Here is an 18,449-nt window from a genome sequence, read left to right on the forward strand (position 1 = left end):
CTACAGAAGCGCGCAGCCGATGCTACCCGTACCCCCCGTGCACCGGGTTGTGGCTGCGCACCGCCATCACCAGGCCGAAACCGGCCAGCAGCGACACCGCCGAAGTACCACCGTAGCTGATCAGCGGCATCGGCACGCCTACCACCGGCAGCAGGCCGGAAATCATCCCGCCATTCACCAGCACGTAGACAAAGAACGCCAGGCCGGTGGCACCAGCCAGCAGGCGCGAATAGGAATCGCGTGACTGGCTGGCGATCCACAGGCAACGCCCGATCACCACCAGGTACAGCGCCAGCACGGTGGCCACGCCGATCCAGCCGAACTCCTCGCTCAGTACCGAGAACGCGAAGTCGGTGGTCTGCTCGGGAATGAAGTTCAGGTGCGACTGCGAGCCTTCGCCCCAGCCCTTGCCATCGAAGCCGCCGGAACCGATCGCGATCTTCGACTGGATGATGTTCCAGCCGGCGCCAAGCGCGTCCATCTCCGGGTCCAGGAACATCATGATGCGGTCCTTCTGGTACGGCCGCAGCAACCAGAACCAGGCCACCGGCGCGACCGCAGCCACGCCGCCCACGCCCAGCCCAACCCACCACCACGGCAGGCCCGCCAGCAGCAGCACGAACACGCCGCTGGCGGCGATCAGCACGCCGGTACCGAAGTCCGGCTGCAGCATCACCAGGCCGGTGGGTACGCCGATGATGACCAAGGCCACGAGCACGGTATTGAAGCGCGGCGGCAGCGGCATCTTGTGCAGGTACCACGCCACCATCATCGGCAGGCTCACCTTCAGCAGCTCGGCCGGCTGCAGGTAGAAGAACTTCAGGTCCAGCCACTGCCGGCCATATTTACCGGTGCCCAGCACGAACACCGCCAGCAGCGGGATCATCGAGATCGCGTAGATCATCGGCGTGGCCGAGCGGATGCGCAGGATCGGCACCCGCGAGATGCCCCACAGTGCGGCCATGCCCACCGCGAAACGCGCGCCCTGCGCCATCACCAGGCTGTCGCCACCAGCGCTCTTCAGGGTCGCCAGGCCAATCACCATCAGCGTGCCCAGGGCCAGGCACAGCACCCAGTCCAGCGTGCTGAAAAAGCGGCGCAGCATGTCGCCGGCCCAGCGCAGGAACACTCTCATCGTGCGGGCTCCGCAGGGGCCGGGCGCGGCGTGGCTGGCAGCGCGGCGGCGGGCGCACCCGGCTGCGGCGCAGGCGCCGGCTCCGGTGCGGGTGCGGGTGCACCGATCAGCACCGGATGCTCTCCCACCTGTGCAGCGGCGAGGTCACCGGCCTGGCGTGCGCCCGCGTCTTCGTTGTCGAACGCGGTGGCGCCGATGGCGGTGGTGCCGCGCTCGCTGTCCAGCGGCTGCATGCCTTCGGGCAACTTGCCCAGCAGGTAAGCGTCGAACACCTTGCGTGCGATCGGCGCCGCGGCCGAACCACCATAGCCACCACCTTCCACTGCCACCGCAATCGCGATGACCGGGTTGTCCGCCGGCGCAAAGCCGACGAACAGTGCGCGGTGACGCAGATGCATCGGCAGGCTCTTCGGATTCACGGCGGCGGTGCCCTTGCGGCTGATGACCTGCGCGGTACCGGTCTTGCCGGCCATCACGTACGGCGCACCGACGGCCACGCGCCAGCCGCTTCCGCCAGGCCGCATGGTTGCCATCATGCCCTCGCGCACGGCCTGCACGTTGTTGGGATTGGGGCTGACCGGCTTGCTCTCGCCGGGCGGCGTCGCCGTCCAGTCGCTGTCGAAGCCGTCGCGCTGCTGGATCACCAGGTGCGGGGTGCGCAGCTGGCCGTCGGCCAGGCCGCTGACGCCGCGCGCCAGCTGCAGCGGGGTGACCTTCCAGTCACCCTGGCCGATGCTGATGTTGACCGTATCGCCGGGATACCAGGCTTCCTTGCGGGTCTTCCGTTTGTAGGCCGGCGACGGCAGGATGCCGCCGATCTCGCCGGTGAGGTCGATGCCGGTCGGCTGGCCGAAGCCGTAGTACTCCATGTAATGGTCGAAGCGCTCGATGCCCAGGTCCAGCGCCAGCTTGTAGTAATAGGTGTTGACCGACTCGGCGATGGACTTGCGCAGATCAGTCCAGCCGTGACCGCCACGGTGGGCGTCACCCCAGCCGCGCGAGGTGCCCGGCAGGTAGAACATGCCGGTGGACAGCACCTTGTCTTCCGGGCGGCGCACGCCGGAGTCCAGTCCCGCCAGGCCGATCAGCGGCTTCAGGGTGGAACCGGGAGCGACGCCACCGAGCACCAGGCGATTGAACTGTGGCCGCGACGGGTTTTCGTTCAAGGCCTTGAAGTCGGCATGGGAAATGCCGTTGACGAACAGGTTGGGGTCGTAGGACGGCAGGCTGACCATCGCCAGCACTTCGCCAGTGCGCGGATCCATCGCCACCGCCGAACCTTCCTGGTCGCCAAACGCGGCCACCATCGCGCGCTGCAGGTCAGCGTCGATCGACAGCCGCAGGTCGGCGCCGGACTGCGCGGCGACGCGGCCGATGGTGCGGATCGCGCGACCCTGCACGTTGGTCTCGACCTGCTCGTAGCCGACCTTGCCGCGCAGCTGCTGCTCGTAATAGCGCTCCAGGCCGGACTTGCCGATGTGGGTCAGCGCGGCATTGCCTTCGCCGAGGATCTCCAGGTCCTTGTCATCAACGCGGCCGACGTAGCCGATGATGTGCGCGAACAGGTCGCCGTACGGGTAACGCCGGGTCAGGTAGGGTTCGAGCTCGACACCGGGGAAGCGCCAGCGGTCGACGGCAAAGCGCGCCATCTCCTCGTCGCTCATGCGCAGCTTCAGCGTGACCGGCAGGAACTTGCGGCGCGCCTTGCGCGACCTGTTGAATGCTTCCAGCTCTTCCGGGCTGATGCTGATGATCTTCGCCAGCCCTTCCAGGGTGGCATCCATGTCCCTGACCTTGTCCGGGGTCACGTCCAGGCGGAAAGCCGGCACGTTTTCGGCCAGCAGGCGACCGTTGCGGTCGTAGATCATGCCGCGCCCCGGCACCACCGGCCGCGGCTTGATGCGGTTGGCTTCCGAGCGCGTGGCGTAGACGTCGTGGTCCAGCACCTGCAGCTTGAAGTACCAGCCGCCCAGGCCCAGCAGGCAGACCAGCACGCCCAGGAAACCCAGCGCCGCGCGACGGCGGAACTGCTCGGCTTCGGCGTGCGGATTCTTGACCTGGCGGCGCGGAATCATGGCTCAGCGCCCGCGCTTGCCGAAGCGCACCGCGTCCAGCAGCACGAACACCAGCGGCCACAGGCCCATGCCCAGCAGCGGCGCCCACCAGTACGACCACGGCAGGGTCGGCTCATCCACCACGATGTGGACCAGCGCGCTGACGATGCGGTCGTTGAACAGCAGGCCGCCGATGGCCAGCATCTGCTGGGACATCGGGAAGAAGCGGATGCGGGCGCGGAAGCGCTGCAGGATGAAGGCCAGCATCACCAGCCGCAGCGCCTGTTCGCCGAGGACACCGCCGTACAGCAGGTCGGCGACCACGCCGCTGGCGAAGGCGATGCCCAGGCCGACGCGCTCGGGCGCTTCGATGACCCAGTACGCCAGTACCAGCGCCAACCAGTACGGGCGCAGCGGCTGCAGCAGCGCCGGCAATGGCAGCAGGCCCAGCAGCAGCGCCACCACCAGGCTGGCCGGCAGCACCCACGGGTTGTCGCGCAGGCGGCTCATCGCTGCGCCTCCGGCGCGGTCGGTTGCCGGCCAGCGGCCGGCACTACCGTGGATCCAGCTGGGGGAGAGCCCCCCTCTTGTTGAGGGGGGGGCGCCGAAGGCGCGGGGGTAAGGGAGGATGCGCGGGGCGGTTGTGCCGAAGGTGCAGACGGCTCAAGGGGGCGCGCCAACGGCGCGGGGTTAAGGGAGGATGCGGGGGCAACAGTCCTCGTTTGCGACGAGGGCTGTTGCCGGCCAGCGGCGGGCACTACCGGGGCGCTGGCCGGAGCCGGCGTCGTTGCCGCTGGCGCGGCTCCCGCAGGCACGCTGGCGCCGGTGGCCGGCCCCCCCGGGGCGGTTTCTTCCAGCTGCAGGCGCAGTTCCGGCGGAATGCGGATCGCCGCGCCCGGGCGCAGCAGCAGCACGTCGCGGCCGCGGTCGAGCTGGGCCGCCGGCTTCAGTTCGCCGACCAGGAAGGCATGGGTGTCGTCCGGGCGCAGGCCGGTGATGGTGCCGACCGGGAAGCCGGCCGGGAAGCGCCCGCCGAGGCCGGAGGTGACGATCTCATCGCCCACTTCCACGCCGGCGCTGAGCGGGATGTCGCGCAGTTCCAGCGTGTCGCCGCGGCCATAGACGATCAGGCGCACGCCGTTGCGGGCCACGGTGACCGGCACCGCGTGGTCGGGATCGGTCAGCAGCAGCACGGTGGAGGTGCCGCCGGTGACGCTGATCACCTGCCCCATCAAGCCGCCGGCGTCGATTACCGCCTGGCCGACGTGCACGCCCTCGCGGCTGCCTGCGTCGAGCACCAGGCGCTGCTTCACCGGGTCCAGGTCGATGTCCAGGATCGGCGCCAGCTGCACGTCCAGGCCACTGCGCTCGGCCACGTTCAGCAGTTCGCGCAGCTGGGCGTTGTCCAGCGCGGCGGTCTGCAGGCGGGTCAGGCGCGCATTGGCCAGCAGCAGCTGGTTGCGCAGTTCACGGTTTTCGGTGACCAGCTGGGTATGGCTGGCGGCGGAATCCTTGACCTGGTTGCCGAGCTTGCCGGGCAAGCCAGCCAGTGCCCACACCGGCTGTACCAGGCTGTTGGCCTGCTCGCGCAGGCGTGCCAACCAGCCGGCCTGGTCATCGAGCACGATCAGGGTGATGGCCAACGCGAGATAGGCCAGCAACCGCAGGGGGCTGGCGGCATCACCGGATCGGGAGGCGACGGGAGGACCGGCGTAGGGCGGCACGGCAACGATTCAACTGGCAGAAGGCGGAAGGGAAACACGCGGGCGCCCCGCCGGTGCCGGCCCGCCATCACGGCGGGCCGCACCCCGGAAGGGCGCGGCGGGCAGGAACGGCCGGGACGGCTTATTCCGGCGCAAAGAACTCGTTGCCGTGCATGTCCACCAGCTCCAGCGCACGACCGCCACCGCGCGCCACGCAGGTCAGCGGATCGTCGGCCACCTGCACGTGCAGGCCGGTCTCCTCGGAGATCAGGCGGTCCAGGTCGCGCAGCAGGGCGCCACCACCGGTCAGCACGATGCCGCGCTCGGCGACGTCGGCGCACAGTTCCGGCGGGGTCTGCTCCAGCGCCAGCTTGACCGCGCTGACGATGCCCGACAGCGGTTCGTGCAGGGCCTCGAGCACTTCGTTGGAGCTGATCTTGATCATCTTCGGCACGCCCTCGGCGAGGTTGCGGCCGGAGATTTCCATCTCGATCACTTCCGCCTGCGGGTAGGCGCAGCCCAGCTCGACCTTGATGCGCTCGGCGGTGGCTTCACCGATCAGCATGCCGTGGTTGCGGCGCACGTAGTTGGTGATGGACTCGTCGAAGCGGTCGCCGCCGATGCGGACCGAGGCCGAATAGACGATGCCGTTGAGCGAGATGACCGCCACTTCGGTGGTGCCACCGCCGATGTCGATGACCATCGAGCCACGGGCTTCGGTGACCGGCATGCCGGCGCCGATCGCGGCGGCCATCGGTTCTTCGATCAGGAACACGTCACGGGCACCGGCTTCCTCGGCCGATTCCTTGATCGCGCGGCGCTCGACCTGGGTCGAGCCGGCCGGCACGCAGACCAGGACGCGCGGGCTCGGGCGCAGCACGCGCGACTTGTGCACCTTCTTGATGAAGTGCTTGAGCATCGCCTCGGTATAGGTGAAGTCGGCGATGACGCCGTCCTTCATCGGGCGGATGGTGGTGATGTGGCCCGGGGTACGGCCCAGCATCTGCTTGGCTTCGGCGCCGACGGCTGCCACCGAGCGGGTGCCACCGATGGCACGGTCCTGGCGCACGGCCACGACCGACGGCTCGTTCAGCACGATCCCCTGCCCGCGCACGTAGATGAGGGTGTTGGCCGTGCCCAGGTCGATGGACAGGTCGTTGGAGAACATGCCACGGAGTTTCTTGAACATCTGAGGAAGGAGTCCTGAGGGGTGTCGTGCCCGCCGCGGGATGGCGAAAAAATGGGCAGAAATCGAGGCCGACAAGCCTAGCAACCCGCCTGCCGCCGAGCAAGGAAAAAACTAGCTGAACCCGCGTCTTCACAGGCTTTCGGCCTGATCGGGTCTCACCCGGTTCTGGCCCTGAGCGGCACCAGCGGGTAACCTTTGCGCCGTCGGGCGCCCAAGGGCGCCGTTTGCTTGCCCGCTGAACCGGGCCGGCCCACCCCAAAATTCACCGCATAGGCTTACATCGATGTCCGCTCTGATCTGTGGTTCTCTTGCCTTCGACACCATCATGGTGTTCCCGGACCAGTTCAAGAATCACATCCTGCCGGACAAGGTGCACATCCTGAACGTGTCCTTCCTGGTGCCGCGCATGCGCCGCGAGTTCGGCGGCTGCGCCGGCAACATCGCCTACAACCTGCACCTGCTGGGCGGCCAGCCGATCCCGATGGGCACCGTGGGTTCGGACTTCGGCCCGTACCGCGAATACTTCGAAGGCCTGGGCATCGATCTGTCGCGCGTGCGCGTGATCGATGAGCTGTTCACCCCGCAGGCGTTCATCACCACCGATCACGACAACAATCAGATCACCGCCTTCCACCCGGGCGCGATGATGCGTTCCTACGAGAACCACGTGCGTGGCGTGCCGGGCGTGACCCTGGGCCTGGTCGGCCCGGACGGCCGCGAAGGCATGATCCAGAACGCGCAGGAATTCCACGAGGACGGCATCCCGTTCATCTTCGACCCGGGCCAGGCCATGCCGCTGTTCAACGGCCCGGAACTGCGCGCCTTCATCGACCAGGCCGACTACGTGGTGGTCAACGACTACGAGTCGAACCTGCTGCAGGAACGCACCGGCTGGGACGAAAAGGAGATCGTCAGCCGGGTCAAGGCCTACATCACCACCCGCGGCCCGAAGGGCGCGGTCATCCACACCCCGGAAAAGAGCTACGACATCCCGCCGGCGCACGAGCGCCGCGTGGTCGACCCGACCGGCTGTGGCGACGCCTTCCGCGCCGGCCTGATCTACGGCATCCAGAAGGGCTACGACTGGCTGACCATCGGCCGCATGGGCAACCTGATGGGCGCGCTGAAGGTCGAGCATCCGGGCACGCAGAACCAGCGCTTCACCTTCGACGAGTTCAACGAGCAGTTCAAGCAGCAGTTCGGTTACGCGCTGGGCGCGTAAACCGAACTGCCCGCGCATCTGATCGGTGGTGTCGACCTTGGTCGACACTGCCGGCCCGCGGCCGGCACTACCGGAACCTCCGACCGACACGTGGCCTGCTCTCTGTAGAGCCGAGCCGTGCTCGGCTTGCGCGCGCCAGCGCGATCTGACCGGAGTGCAGCCGAGCGTGGGCTCGGCTCTACATCATCAGCCGCCCTGCCAGGCCGCCAGCAAGGTGCGGCAATCGGCGAAATGCCAGTCGGCGCGGCCCGGCCACGGGTTTTCCGGCAGGTTGACCAGTACGGTATGGGCGCCCGCGGCACGGCCGCACTCCAGGTCGTAGGCGTGGTCACCCACCATCACCGCCTGCGCAGGCCCGATGCCCCATCGCCGCAGATGCTGCTGCAGGCCATCCGGCGAGGGCTTGGGCACCGCTTCATCGCGACCAATGATGTCGGCATCGTCGAACAACGCCCCGACCCCGATCGCCTCCAGCGTCAGCTTCGCCAGCGCATGATCATTGCGGGTCAGGATGCCCAGCCGGCAGCCAGCCGCCGCCAGCGCGCGCAGCAGCTTCACCGCACCCGGCGCGGGCAGCGCGTCCTCGGCCAGCGCGCGTTCGTGATCCAGCAACCACTCACGCTTGGCCTGCGCCGGTGCGTCGGGCAACGCCGCGATATGGTCGAGGATGTCTTCCTCGGCGGCGATCTGCAGCGCGCGGCGGATTGCGGCGAAATCATGCACGGCGACGGTCAGCGTGCCGTCCATGTCGAACACCCAGTGCCGGATCGCGGACAACGCGTGCACCGCGCTGCCCGCCGCACCCGTCACTGCCACCACTGCGGCATGCGGCTGGCGTCGACGCCGCCGGTTTCGAACACCGCCGTGCGGGTGCCGCCGGCCTTGACCGGGAACTCGATGCTGATCGACCTGCCCTTGCGCGCCAGCTTCCACAGTGCCTTCTGGTCGGTGATGAACAGGGCGATGGCCTCATCGGTCTTCGGGCGCCAGGCGGCCATCGACACCGGCTTGCCGTCGTCCACGGTCACTTTCACCGTGCACTGCGGGCAGCGGAAATCACCGGCCTGCAGCACCAGGTAAGCGTGCCGCTTCCACTCCGGGTGATCGCGGAACACCAGCTGCACCGGCTTGGCACCGCTGCCATCCACGTCCACCCGTTCCTTGCTGTAGATCTGCGCCGAAACCTGGTTGCCCTTGTTGCCCACCGGGATCTGGTTGTACTGCCACAGCGCCTGCATGCGGCGCAGGTCGCGCGCGGCATCGCCCTTGGCCTTGACCTCGTCGAAGCCCGCGGCGATACGCTCGGCGGCGGCGGTGTCCTTGTACTGGTCCAGCAGCGAGGCGCCATGCAGGCGCGCGCGTTCCCAGTCCTGCGCGGCCACGGCCATGTCGTACTGCTTGGCCACGTCCTCGGCCTTGGCCTCCTTCTGCGCCTGCACGGCGGCCGCGGCGGCTTCCTGCGCCTTGCGTTCTTCCTCGGGGTTGCTGCAGGCGGCCAGCGCCAGGGTGCAGGCAGTAAGCAGGATCAGTCGTTTCATGGCGGAGGTCCTTTGCGAGTGCATCCCGATTCTATCGGCAGCGAAAAGCGGATACACCAACGGCGGGTTTCCCCGCCGTTGGTGGTGAAGCAGTGACCGGTTGCCGGCCAGCGGCCGGCACTACCGCTTACTTGGCTTCAGCCTTGGCCAGCATGTCCTGCACCGAGGCGGTGGTGATCGGGTGGTAGCCCGGCTTGGCCTTTTCAAAGGCCTGCTTGGCCAGCTCCAGCCCCTTCGGGGTCTTCACCAGTTCGGCGTAGATCGGCAGGATCAGCTTGCGGCGGCCGACGCGCTCGATGAACGCGGCAGCACCTTCATTGGCCTGCTCGTAGCCGCTGCGGATCGCCAGCGGGTACCAGCGCATGGCGATCTCGCCATTCGGGGTGCCAGTGAAGTGGAACGCCTTGTCCAGCGTGGCCAGCTTGTCCAGCGGCTGGGTCGCACCCAGGCCGTCGATGAAGCGCACCCATTCCTGCGTGCTCCAGTCGGCGATGACCTGGCTGCTGGGCACGGTGCCGGCGCTGGCGAAGGCAATACGTGCGGTATCGACGCTGCTGAAGTTGCGCGACTGCGCCTTGGCCGCGAACGCCGGGATACCCGGCTCGTCCAGCCACGCCTTCAGTTCGGCCTCGGTCACGGCCGACGGATTCTTCGGCAGCAGGTTCTTCTTCATGTAGTCGACGAACTGGTCGGTGTTCGCGCTCTGGAAGGCGTGGTCATCGAACCAGCCCCGCAGGAACGGATCGAAGGTCTCGCGGCCGAAGCGCTGTTCCAGGAACTCCAGGAACCATGCACCCTTGACGTAGGCGACCTGGCTGAGCGCTTCGTCGGGGTCGCGCTCGTTCAGCGGCGGCAGCGCCAGCGCCTGGTCGGCCGGGCTCATGTCCTTCACTTCGGCCAGCAGGTCGGTCTGGTCGATCTGCTTCTCCATCTCGGCCATCTCCTTGCCGTACAGGGCTTCGGTGATGCGGCCCTGGACGTAGGTGGTGAAGCCTTCATTGAGCCAGATGTCCTTCCAGCTGGCGTTGGTCACCAGGTTGCCCGACCAGCTGTGCGCCAGTTCATGGGCGACCAGCGAGACCAGCGACTTGTCGCCGACGATCACGGTCGGGGTGGCGAAGGTCAGGCGCGGGTTCTCCATGCCGCCGAACGGGAACGACGGCGGCAGCACCAGCATGTCGTAGCGGCCCCAGCGGTATTCGCCGTAGAGCTTCTCGGCGGCACCGATCATCTTCTCGGTGTCTTCGAATTCCTTGGCGGCCTTGTTGACCATGGTCGGCTCGGCCCAGACGCCGGAGCGGCCGGAGATCGGCTCGAACACCAGGTCACCGGCGGCGATGGCCAGCAGGTAGGACGGAATCGGCTGCGGCATCTTGAAGGTGTAGTCACCATCACGCGCGGCCTTCGGATCGTTGTCGGCGCTCATCAGCACCATCACGTCCGGGCGCGAGACCACGTGCGCGCTGTAGGTGAAGCGCACGCTCGGGGTGTCCTGCAGCGGCACCCAGGAACGGGCATGGATGGCCTGCGACTGGCTGAACATGAAGGGCAGCTTCTTGCCCTCGGTCATCGACGGCGCCAGCCACTGCAGGCCCGAGGCGGTCGGTGCGGTGTGGTAGGTCACTTCCACCTTGGCCGGCTGCTCCGCAGCCTCGATGGTCAGCTTGCTGCCGAACACCTTGTCGGCCGGGGCCAGCTCGAACTTCAGCGGGCTGCGTGCGCCATCGGCGGCGACGGCCTCGACCTTGGACACGGCCAGCTCGCGGGTGTCGAGCACCAGCTGCCTGGCGTCCTTCTGCTTCCATTCCAGGGTGTAGGTGGCGGTGCCGCCGATCTGCTTCTGGTCGAAGTCCAGCTTCAGATCCAGTGCGATGTCCTTGATGACGACCTTGTCCGGCTCGGCGTACGAGCTTTCGTCGTGGCTGCGGTTCTCGGCGTTCACGGGGGCGGCGGGGGCCTTTGCGGCAGTCGGGGCGGCGGCGGGCGCGGCCGCCTCCTGGGAGCAGCCGGCGGCCAGGGCCACGGCCAGCGGAAGGAGCATCAGCGGATTACGCATGAATCGGGACCGTTACGGGGATCAAACCCCAATGGTACCTCCCTCGGGCCCGGCAGGCGTTGCGCGGTGCGGGGTAATGGCGGCCCACAGCACCGGTCGTGCCGGCCGCTGGCCGGCATCCGCACGGACGATGACCGGGCACGGGGATGCCGGCTAGCGGCCGGCACTACCGGAACACCGGGCTTACAGCTTGTAGCCGGAGTGGATCGAAACGATGCCGCCGGTCAGGTTCTTGTAGTGGCAGCGCTCGAAGCCGGCCTGCCCCATCATCGCCTTCAGTTCGTCCTGCGGCGGATGCTTGCGGATGCTCTCGGCCAGGTACTGGTAGCTGTCCGAATCGTTGGCGAACAACTTGCCCAGCCTGGGCAGGATCTTGAACGAGTGGAAGTCGTAGATCGGCTTGAACCAGTCCGCAGTGACTTCGGAGAACTCCAGCACGCGGGCCTGGCCGCCCACCTTCAGCACGCGGTACATCTCGCGCAGGCCGGCGTCCTTGTCGGTCACGTTGCGCAGGCCGAAGGCAATGGTGACCAGGTCGAAGCTGTTGTCCGGGAACGGCAGGGCTTCGGCGTTGCACTGCACGTAGTCCAGGCCAAGCACCAGGCCGCGGTTGGTCAGGCGGTCACGACCGACCGACAGCATGCCGGCGTTGATGTCGCCCAGCACCACCGAGCCCTCGGCGCCGACGCGCTCCTTCAGCAGGGCGGCGATGTCGCCGGTGCCGCCGGCCAGATCGAGCACGCGGTCACCCGGCTTCACCTGCGCGGTCGCCACGTAGTAGCGCTTCCACGCCCGGTGCACGCCCAGGCTCATCAGGTCGTTCATCAGGTCGTAGTTGCGCGCGACCGAGGTGAACACCTGGCCGACCAGCTTCTGCTTGTCCTTGGCGGCGACGTCGCGGAACCCGAAATGGGTGGTACCGGCTTTGTAGGGGGATTCGCTCATGGCCCCGATTATCGCACCGCCGGGGGCCAGCGGCACCCCCTGCCCGTATCATGGTGGGCCACGACTGACCGGAGCCCCCGCATGATCACCACGCCCGACTACCAGGCCCTGCTGCAGACCGCCATCGCCGAAGCCCGCCAGGGCCTGGCCGAGGGCGGCGTGCCGATCGGCGCGGCGCTGTACCACAACGACGGCCGCCTGCTCGGCTGCGGCCACAACCGCCGCGTGCAGGAAGGCGACCCGTCGGTGCACGGCGAAACCGACGCCTTCCGCAAGGCCGGCCGCCAGCGCCGCTACCAGGACACCATCATGGTCACCACGCTGGCCCCATGCTGGTACTGCTCGGGCCTGGTGCGCCAGTTCAACATCGGCACCGTGGTGGTGGGCGAATCGCGCACGTTCCAGGGCGGCATCGACTGGCTGCGCGAAAACGGCGTCAACGTGATCGACCTCGACAATCAGGAATGCGTGGACCTGCTGGGCGATTTCATCAGCCGTCATCCCGACATCTGGAACGAGGACATCGGCGAATGAGCCACACGCACTCGTCTCTGCAAGACATTTAATGAACGCTTCAGCGCCGGTGCGCCCTTGTGCCGGCGGCCTTTGCGGGCATCGGCGTGACCCCGCGCACAGTCAGCCAGGTCACGCGCACACGCTGCGGTAACACCCCACGGGGCTGACACGCCTACGGTGGGGTCACCGGGGGCACCCTTTCCCCGGCGGAGCCAGCCATGTGCGCGCACGCCGTACGCCCTACGACAGACCCGATCCTCGATCCGATCCGCGACCGCTTGCAGCAGCAATATGCACTGCACCGGCGCGGCGCGCTGTTCTGGACTGCCTATCAGCACATGCAACTGGAGCTGGTCCGCCGCCACCCGCTCGACCACGAACGCCTGTGCAATGCGATGGCCGCTCTGGCCGAAGACCTCGGTGCGGTCGAACACGCGCAGTTGATCGGCCATGCCAACACAGGCTCCACATTCCGCTGACGCGGCATGCACCGCCATATACGCCACACTCCGATGAACCCCCACTCCCTTTCCACTCAACCGAACTGGATTGTCATGCACGCTGAAGTCCCCACCATTCCTCCGGTCATCAACGTAGACGCCGAGCTTGACCACTGGCGCCGCCAACATGCCGAAGGCGCACTGCCGCACAACTCGTTCGGCTCGTACGTGCCGTGGATCAAGTTCGCCTGTGATTCGCTGATCACCCAGCCGCGCGCCAGCGAGGCCGAACGTGATGAGATGTTCCAGACCCAGTACGCCCTGCAGATCATGCCGCGGCTGAGCGAAGCCCAGGCCCGTGAGTTCGTCGACCGTTGCTGGCAGCACGTCTACCAGAGCAGCCCGGTGCGCAGCCTGCAGGCGCCACGACTGCAGCGCATGCGCGCCTGACCGGCGCTGCACGGCGCCTGCACGGGTCACTGCCGATCATCCTCGTCACCTGAGTGGGAACACGACGACGATGAAAGCGCGCAACCTGTTCAATACGATCGCCAAGAAGGCCGCGACAGCCACCGGCTCACCGTGGACCTTCCTGGCCGCGGTAGGGATCGTGGTGATCTGGGGCATCAGTGGTCCGGTGTTCGGTTTCAACGACACCTGGCAGCTGGTGATCAACACCGGCACCACCATCATCACCTTCCTGATGGTGTTCCTGATCCAGCACACGCAGAACGCGGACACCGCCGCGATGCAGATCAAGCTGGACGAGCTGATCCGGGCGACGGCCGAAGCCAACAACGAACTGCTGGATCTGGAAGAACTGGACGAAGCGCGCCTGGAAGAGATCCGTGCCGAGTACGAGCAGATGGCCCGCGAAGCAGGCGATGCGCTGGCGCGCGTTCGCGCCTGCCATACGGCGCGGCGCGACGATGAAGCGGTGTAGCGGGCCCCGGAATGACAATGCCGGCCAGCGGCCGGCACTACCAACGACCGTCCAGGTAGAGCCGGCCGCTGGCCGGCTTTCTCTCAGCCGCGCTCGTGCCAGCCACCACCCAGCACCTTGTACAGGGTGATGCGGTTGGCCTGCTGGGCCAACTGCGCCTGCAACTGGGTCTGCTGCGCGTTGTAGGCAGTACGTCGTGCGTCCAGCAGGGTCACGAAGCTGTCCAGCCCCGCGTCGTAGCGTGCCTGCGACAGGCGGTTGGCCTGTTCGGCCGCTTCCACCAGGCGCTGCTGTGAGCTCACCTGTTCATCCAGGCTGACATTCAACGCCAGCGCATCGGCGGTTTCGCGGAAGCCCACCTGGATCGACTTCTCGTACTGCGCCAGTGCGATATCACGATCGGCGTTGGCGACGGCCAGGTTGGCGCGCAGCTTGCCGCCCTGGAAGATCGGCAGGGTGATCTTCGGCAGGAAACTCCATACGCGAGTGCCGCTGTCGAACAGGCTGGACAATTCGCTGGAGCCACTGCCAATGCTGCCGGTCAGCGAGATGCTCGGGAAGAACGCGGCACGTGCCGCGCCGATGTTGGCATTGGCGGCCAGCAGCTGGTGTTCGGCGGCCATGATGTCCGGGCGCTGCAGCAGCACATCGCTGGGCAGGCCGGCCGGCGGCGGCGCCAGTGCCAGCAGCTGAGGTTCGATGCCGTCCGGCAGCAGCGCTGGATCCAACTGGCCACCCGCCAGCAGCGCCAGCGCGTTGCGGTCCTGGGCCAGCTGGCCACGCAGGCGCGCGGCATCGGTGCGCGCGGTTTCGACCAGCGTGCGGGTCTGGGTCAGTTCCAGCGCCGAACTGCCGCCACGCTCGTGGCGGGCCTCGGCCAGGCGCAACGAATCCTCGTAGGTCTTCAGCGTGGCATCGGCGATCTTCAGACGCTGGGCATCGGCACCGTAGGTCAGCCACGCCGTCGCTGTCTCGGCCACCAGGCTCAGCTGCGCGTTGCGACGATTGGCAGCCACGGCAAAATACTGCTGCAGTGCCGCTTCGCTGAGGTTGCGCACGCGGCCGAACAGGTCCAGCTCGAACTCGGCCACGCCGACACCGGCGGTGAACTGCTCGGTGACGCCGGCGTCGGTGCCTTGGCGCTGCATCTGGCCGGTGACGGCCACGCCGGGCACGCGGTCGGCGCGCTGTACGCGGTACTGGCCGCGCGCGCGTTCAACGTTGAGCACGGCCACGCGCAGGTCTCGGTTGTTCTGCAGCGACTGCTCGATCACCTGCTGCAGGCGCGCATCGGTGAAGAAGTCGCGCCAGCCGACGGCGGCGACATCGGCCACCTGGCCCTGTACAGCCTCGGCCGGCCACTGCGCCGGAATTGCCGGAGCGACGGCGGTGTTCTTCGGCACCAGAGTGGAGCAGCCGGCCAGCGCGAGCGCGGCGGCAATGGAAAGGAACAGGGATGCACTTTTCATGGGAATGACTTCCATCGGTACTGCCGGATGGCAGGAGGCGATGCCGGCCAGCGGCCGGCACTACCGTTTCGATAACGCCAACCTGAGGCCGGCATGGCCGTTTCGCTTACGTCGCGGATTTGCGCTTGAACACGCGCTGCACCACCACGAAGAACAGCGGCACGAAGAACACGCCGAGCACGGTGCCGACGATCATGCCGCCGAGCACGCCGGTGCCGATCGCCTGCTTGGCGCCGGAGCCGGCACCGGTGGAGATCGCCAGCGGTACCACGCCCATGCCGAAGGCCAGCGAGGTCATCACGATCGGACGCAGGCGGTCGCGCACGGCGTGCATGATCGACTCGATCAGGCTGGCGCCCTTTTCCAGGTTTTCCTTGGCGAACTCGACGATCAGGATCGCGTTCTTGCTGGTCAGGCCCACCGTGGTCAGCATCGCCACCTGGAAGTAGATGTCGCGCTCCAGGCCCTTGAAGGTGTTGGCCAGCACCGCGCCGAGGATACCCAGCGGGGCCGCCAGCAGCACCGCGGTCGGCACGCTCCAGCTTTCGTACATCGCGGCCAGGCACAGGAACACGATCATCAGCGACAGCGTGTACAGCAACGGCGTCTGCGAGCCGGCCTGGCGTTCCTGGTAGGACATCGCCGTCCATTCGATGCCGAAACCCGCGGGCAGTTGCTTGGCCAGCTGTTCGATCTCGGCCATGGCATCACCGGAGGCGACGCCCGGGGCCGGCTCGCCCTGGATTTCCATTGCCGACACACCGTTGTAGCGCTCCAGGCGCGGCGAACCGTAATCCCAGTGCTTGGTGGCGAATGCACTGAACGGCACCATCTCGCCCTTGTCGTTCTTCACGGACCAGAGGTCGAAGTCCTCCGGGACCATGCGGAACGGCTGGTCGGCCTGCACGAACACGCGCTTGACGCGGCCACGATCGACGAAGTCATCGATGTACGAGCTGCCCCACGCAGCGGCCAGCGTGCCGTTGATCTGGTCGATCGACAGCCCCAACGAGGTCGCCTTGGCCGCGTCGATGTCGATGCGGAACTGCGGCGTGTCCTCCTGGCCGTTCGGGCGCACGTTGGCCAGCTTCTTGCTGCCGGCGGCCAGGCCGAGCAGCTGGTTGCGTGCGGCCACCAGTGCCTCGTGGCCCTGGCCGCTGTTGTCCTTCAGGAAGAAGGTATAGCCCGAGGCAGTACCCAGTTCCGGAATGGCCGGCGGCGGGAAGGCAAAGATGAAGGCATCCTTGATCTGGCCCAAGGCTGCCATCGCACGACCGGTAATCGGCATCACGCCATTGTTGGCGTCACGCTCGCTCCAGTCCTTCAGCTTGACGAACGCCATGCCGGCGTTCTGGCCCATGCCGGCGAAGCTGAAGCCCTGCACGGAGAACACCGAATCCACCGCATCCTTCTCGTTCTGCAGGAAGTGGTTCTCCAATGCCGCGATCGATTCCAGCGTGCGCTCCTGGGTGGCGCCGACCGGGGCCTGCACCAGCGCCATCAGCACGCCCTGGTCTTCGTTGGGCAGGAACGAGCTGGGCAGGCGCACGAACAGCACGCCCATCAGCACGAACAGTGCCGCCACGATGCCCATGAAGCGCCACGGACGATGGATGATGCCGCGCACACCACGCTGGTAACTTTCGCTGGTGCGGTCGAAGCCACGGTTGAAACCGTTGAAGAAGCGACCGGCCAGGCCGCGGTGGGCAACATGATGCTCGCCCTTCTTCAGCGGCTTGAGCATGGTCGCGCACAGTGCCGGCGTCAGCACGATCGCCACCAGCACCGACAACGCCATTGCAGAGACAATCGTGGCCGAGAACTGCCGGTAGATCACGCCGGTGGAGCCGCTCATGAAGGCCATCGGCACGAACACCGCCGACAGCACCAGGCCGATACCCACCAGCGCACCGGTGATCTGGCCCATCGACTTGCGGGTCGCTTCAAGCGGCGACAGTCCTTCCTCGGACATGATGCGCTCGACGTTCTCCACCACCACGATGGCATCGTCCACCAGCAGACCGATCGCCAGCACCATCGCGAACATGGTCAGCATGTTCACCGAGAAGCCCAGCATCGCCAGCACGCCGAAGGTACCCAGCAGCACCACCGGCACGGCGATGGTCGGGATCAGGGTGGCGCGGAAGTTCTGCAGGAACAGGTACATCACCACGAACACCAGCACGATCGCTTCGAGCAGGGTCTGCACCACGCCCTTGATCGACACGCGCACGAACGGGGTGGTGTCGTACGGGATCTCGGCCTTCAGCCCGGCCGGGAAGAAGCTCTTCATGTCTTCCAGCGCAGCGTCCACGCCGGCAGCGGTATCCAGCGCGTTGGCGCCGGTGGCCAGGGTGACCGCCAGGCCGCTGGCCGGCTGGCCGTTGTAGCGGGTGACGAAGTCGTAGGACTCGGCCCCCAGTTCGACGCGGGCGACATCACCCAGGCGCAGCTCGGCACCGTCCTGCGCGCCGCGCACGATGATGTTGCGGAACTGTTCCGGGGTCTGCAGGCGCGACTGCGCGTTGATGGTGGCGTTGAGCTGCTGGCCCTTCACCGACGGCGCACCGCCGAGCTGGCCGATCGCCACCTGGGCATTCTGCGCCTTGATCGCCGCAGTCACTTCCGCGACGGACAGGCCATAGGTATGCAGCTTGTTCGGGTCCAGCCAGATGCGCATGGCGTACTTGCCACCGAATACCTGGATGTTGCCCACGCCCGGCACACGGCTGAGGCGGTCGACGACATTGGAACCGACGTAGTCGGCGATATCGTTGGCGTCCATGCTGCCGTTCTCGGACACGAACGCGATGACGTTCAGGAAGCCCGAGCTGGACTTGGCCACGTTGATGCCCTGCCGCTGCACTTCCTGCGGCAGCAGCGGCATGGCCAGCTGCAGCTTGTTCTGCACCTGCACCTGGGCGATGTCCGGGTTGGTGCCGCTCTCGAAGGTCAGGGTGATGGTGGCCTGGCCGTTGGACGAGCTGTTGGAGGAGAAGTAGATCAGGCCATCAAGGCCCTTCATGTTCTGCTCGATGATCTGCGTCACCGAGTCTTCGACCACCTTGGCCGATGCACCCGGGTAGGTGGCGCTGATCTCCACCGCCGGCGGCGCGACGTTGGGGTACATCGAGACCGGCAGCTTGAACAGGGCCAGGCCGCCGGCGAGCATGATGATGATGGCGATCACCCACGCGAAGATGGGTCGATCGATGAAAAAGCGTGCCATGGGGTTCTCC

The 18,449-nt window shown here is 67.1% G+C and carries 16 protein-coding genes; 5 read left to right on the forward strand and 11 right to left on the reverse strand.

Annotated elements, in window-relative coordinates:
- Nucleotides 1–22: 22 nt before the first annotated feature.
- The 5 genes from rodA to ACMGRF_RS15515 form a co-directional block, all read right to left on the reverse strand.
- The gene (gene rodA / locus ACMGRF_RS15495; protein WP_014648447.1) at nucleotides 23–1,135 is read right to left on the reverse strand and encodes a rod shape-determining protein RodA; all 1,113 of its coding nucleotides are present in this window, start codon (nucleotides 1,133–1,135) and stop codon (nucleotides 23–25) included.
- Nucleotides 1,132–3,210, reverse strand: a complete 2,079-nt coding sequence (gene mrdA / locus ACMGRF_RS15500) for a penicillin-binding protein 2 (protein WP_049415531.1) — start codon at nucleotides 3,208–3,210, stop codon at nucleotides 1,132–1,134. The genes rodA and mrdA overlap by 4 nt, the downstream gene beginning before the upstream one ends.
- 3 nt (nucleotides 3,211–3,213) lie before the next feature.
- The gene (mreD, locus tag ACMGRF_RS15505; RefSeq protein WP_005419400.1) at nucleotides 3,214–3,699 is read right to left on the reverse strand and encodes a rod shape-determining protein MreD; all 486 of its coding nucleotides are present in this window, start codon (nucleotides 3,697–3,699) and stop codon (nucleotides 3,214–3,216) included.
- A complete protein-coding gene (gene mreC / locus ACMGRF_RS15510; RefSeq protein WP_049415533.1) occupies nucleotides 3,696–4,913 on the reverse strand; it encodes a rod shape-determining protein MreC in 1,218 nt (405 codons plus the stop codon). Before mreC ends, mreD begins: the two co-directional genes overlap by 4 nt.
- 121 nt (nucleotides 4,914–5,034) lie before the next feature.
- On the reverse strand, nucleotides 5,035–6,081 hold the full coding sequence (locus ACMGRF_RS15515) for a rod shape-determining protein (RefSeq protein WP_005419402.1): 1,047 nt from the start codon (nucleotides 6,079–6,081) through the stop codon (nucleotides 5,035–5,037).
- A 283-nt stretch (nucleotides 6,082–6,364) separates the two neighbouring features.
- Here ACMGRF_RS15515 and ACMGRF_RS15520 point away from each other — a divergent pair, with 283 nt between their 5' ends.
- Complete coding sequence (locus tag ACMGRF_RS15520) at nucleotides 6,365–7,303, forward strand: carbohydrate kinase family protein (RefSeq protein ID WP_005411078.1); 939 nt, start codon at nucleotides 6,365–6,367, stop codon at nucleotides 7,301–7,303.
- Nucleotides 7,304–7,489: 186 nt separating this feature from the next.
- On the opposite strand, the gene ACMGRF_RS15525 is transcribed toward ACMGRF_RS15520, so the two are convergent.
- From ACMGRF_RS15525 to ubiE, 4 genes are all read right to left on the reverse strand, one after another.
- Nucleotides 7,490–8,122, reverse strand: coding sequence for an HAD family hydrolase (locus tag ACMGRF_RS15525; RefSeq protein WP_049415535.1), 633 nt, complete (start codon nucleotides 8,120–8,122; stop codon nucleotides 7,490–7,492).
- Nucleotides 8,110–8,841, reverse strand: coding sequence for a lipoprotein (locus tag ACMGRF_RS15530; protein WP_049415538.1), 732 nt, complete (start codon nucleotides 8,839–8,841; stop codon nucleotides 8,110–8,112). Before ACMGRF_RS15530 ends, ACMGRF_RS15525 begins: the two co-directional genes overlap by 13 nt.
- Before the next feature lie 127 nt (nucleotides 8,842–8,968).
- On the reverse strand, nucleotides 8,969–10,897 hold the full coding sequence (locus ACMGRF_RS15535) for a M1 family metallopeptidase (protein WP_180880734.1): 1,929 nt from the start codon (nucleotides 10,895–10,897) through the stop codon (nucleotides 8,969–8,971).
- 183 nt (nucleotides 10,898–11,080) lie between these two features.
- On the reverse strand, nucleotides 11,081–11,842 hold the full coding sequence (gene ubiE, locus ACMGRF_RS15540) for a bifunctional demethylmenaquinone methyltransferase/2-methoxy-6-polyprenyl-1,4-benzoquinol methylase UbiE (protein ID WP_005419407.1): 762 nt from the start codon (nucleotides 11,840–11,842) through the stop codon (nucleotides 11,081–11,083).
- An 81-nt stretch (nucleotides 11,843–11,923) separates the two neighbouring features.
- Here ubiE and ACMGRF_RS15545 point away from each other — a divergent pair, with 81 nt between their 5' ends.
- From ACMGRF_RS15545 to ACMGRF_RS15560, 4 genes are all read left to right on the forward strand, one after another.
- Entirely contained in the window at nucleotides 11,924–12,376 is a 453-nt protein-coding gene (locus ACMGRF_RS15545) for a nucleoside deaminase (RefSeq protein ID WP_005419409.1), read from the forward strand.
- A gap of 200 nt (nucleotides 12,377–12,576) precedes the next feature.
- Nucleotides 12,577–12,837 carry a hypothetical protein gene (locus tag ACMGRF_RS15550; RefSeq protein ID WP_262223030.1) on the forward strand — a complete coding sequence of 87 codons (261 nt, stop codon included), beginning with the start codon at nucleotides 12,577–12,579 and terminating at the stop codon, nucleotides 12,835–12,837.
- A gap of 75 nt (nucleotides 12,838–12,912) precedes the next feature.
- On the forward strand, nucleotides 12,913–13,248 hold the full coding sequence (locus ACMGRF_RS15555; protein WP_005411085.1) for a hypothetical protein: 336 nt from the start codon (nucleotides 12,913–12,915) through the stop codon (nucleotides 13,246–13,248).
- Nucleotides 13,249–13,318: 70 nt separating this feature from the next.
- Nucleotides 13,319–13,741, forward strand: coding sequence for a low affinity iron permease family protein (locus ACMGRF_RS15560; protein ID WP_049415548.1), 423 nt, complete (start codon nucleotides 13,319–13,321; stop codon nucleotides 13,739–13,741).
- 83 nt (nucleotides 13,742–13,824) lie between these two features.
- On the opposite strand, the gene smeF is transcribed toward ACMGRF_RS15560, so the two are convergent.
- Together smeF and smeE are read right to left on the reverse strand one after the other, a co-directional pair.
- The gene (gene smeF / locus ACMGRF_RS15565; protein ID WP_141653560.1) at nucleotides 13,825–15,225 is read right to left on the reverse strand and encodes a multidrug efflux RND transporter outer membrane subunit SmeF; all 1,401 of its coding nucleotides are present in this window, start codon (nucleotides 15,223–15,225) and stop codon (nucleotides 13,825–13,827) included.
- A 91-nt stretch (nucleotides 15,226–15,316) separates the two neighbouring features.
- Entirely contained in the window at nucleotides 15,317–18,439 is a 3,123-nt protein-coding gene (gene smeE, locus ACMGRF_RS15570) for a multidrug efflux RND transporter permease subunit SmeE (RefSeq protein ID WP_100478785.1), read from the reverse strand.
- Nucleotides 18,440–18,449: the final 10 nt, after the last annotated feature.

The sequence above is a fragment of the Stenotrophomonas sp. EMP41 genome (assembly GCF_047495535.1).
Lineage (GTDB): Bacteria > Pseudomonadota > Gammaproteobacteria > Xanthomonadales > Xanthomonadaceae > Stenotrophomonas > Stenotrophomonas sepilia.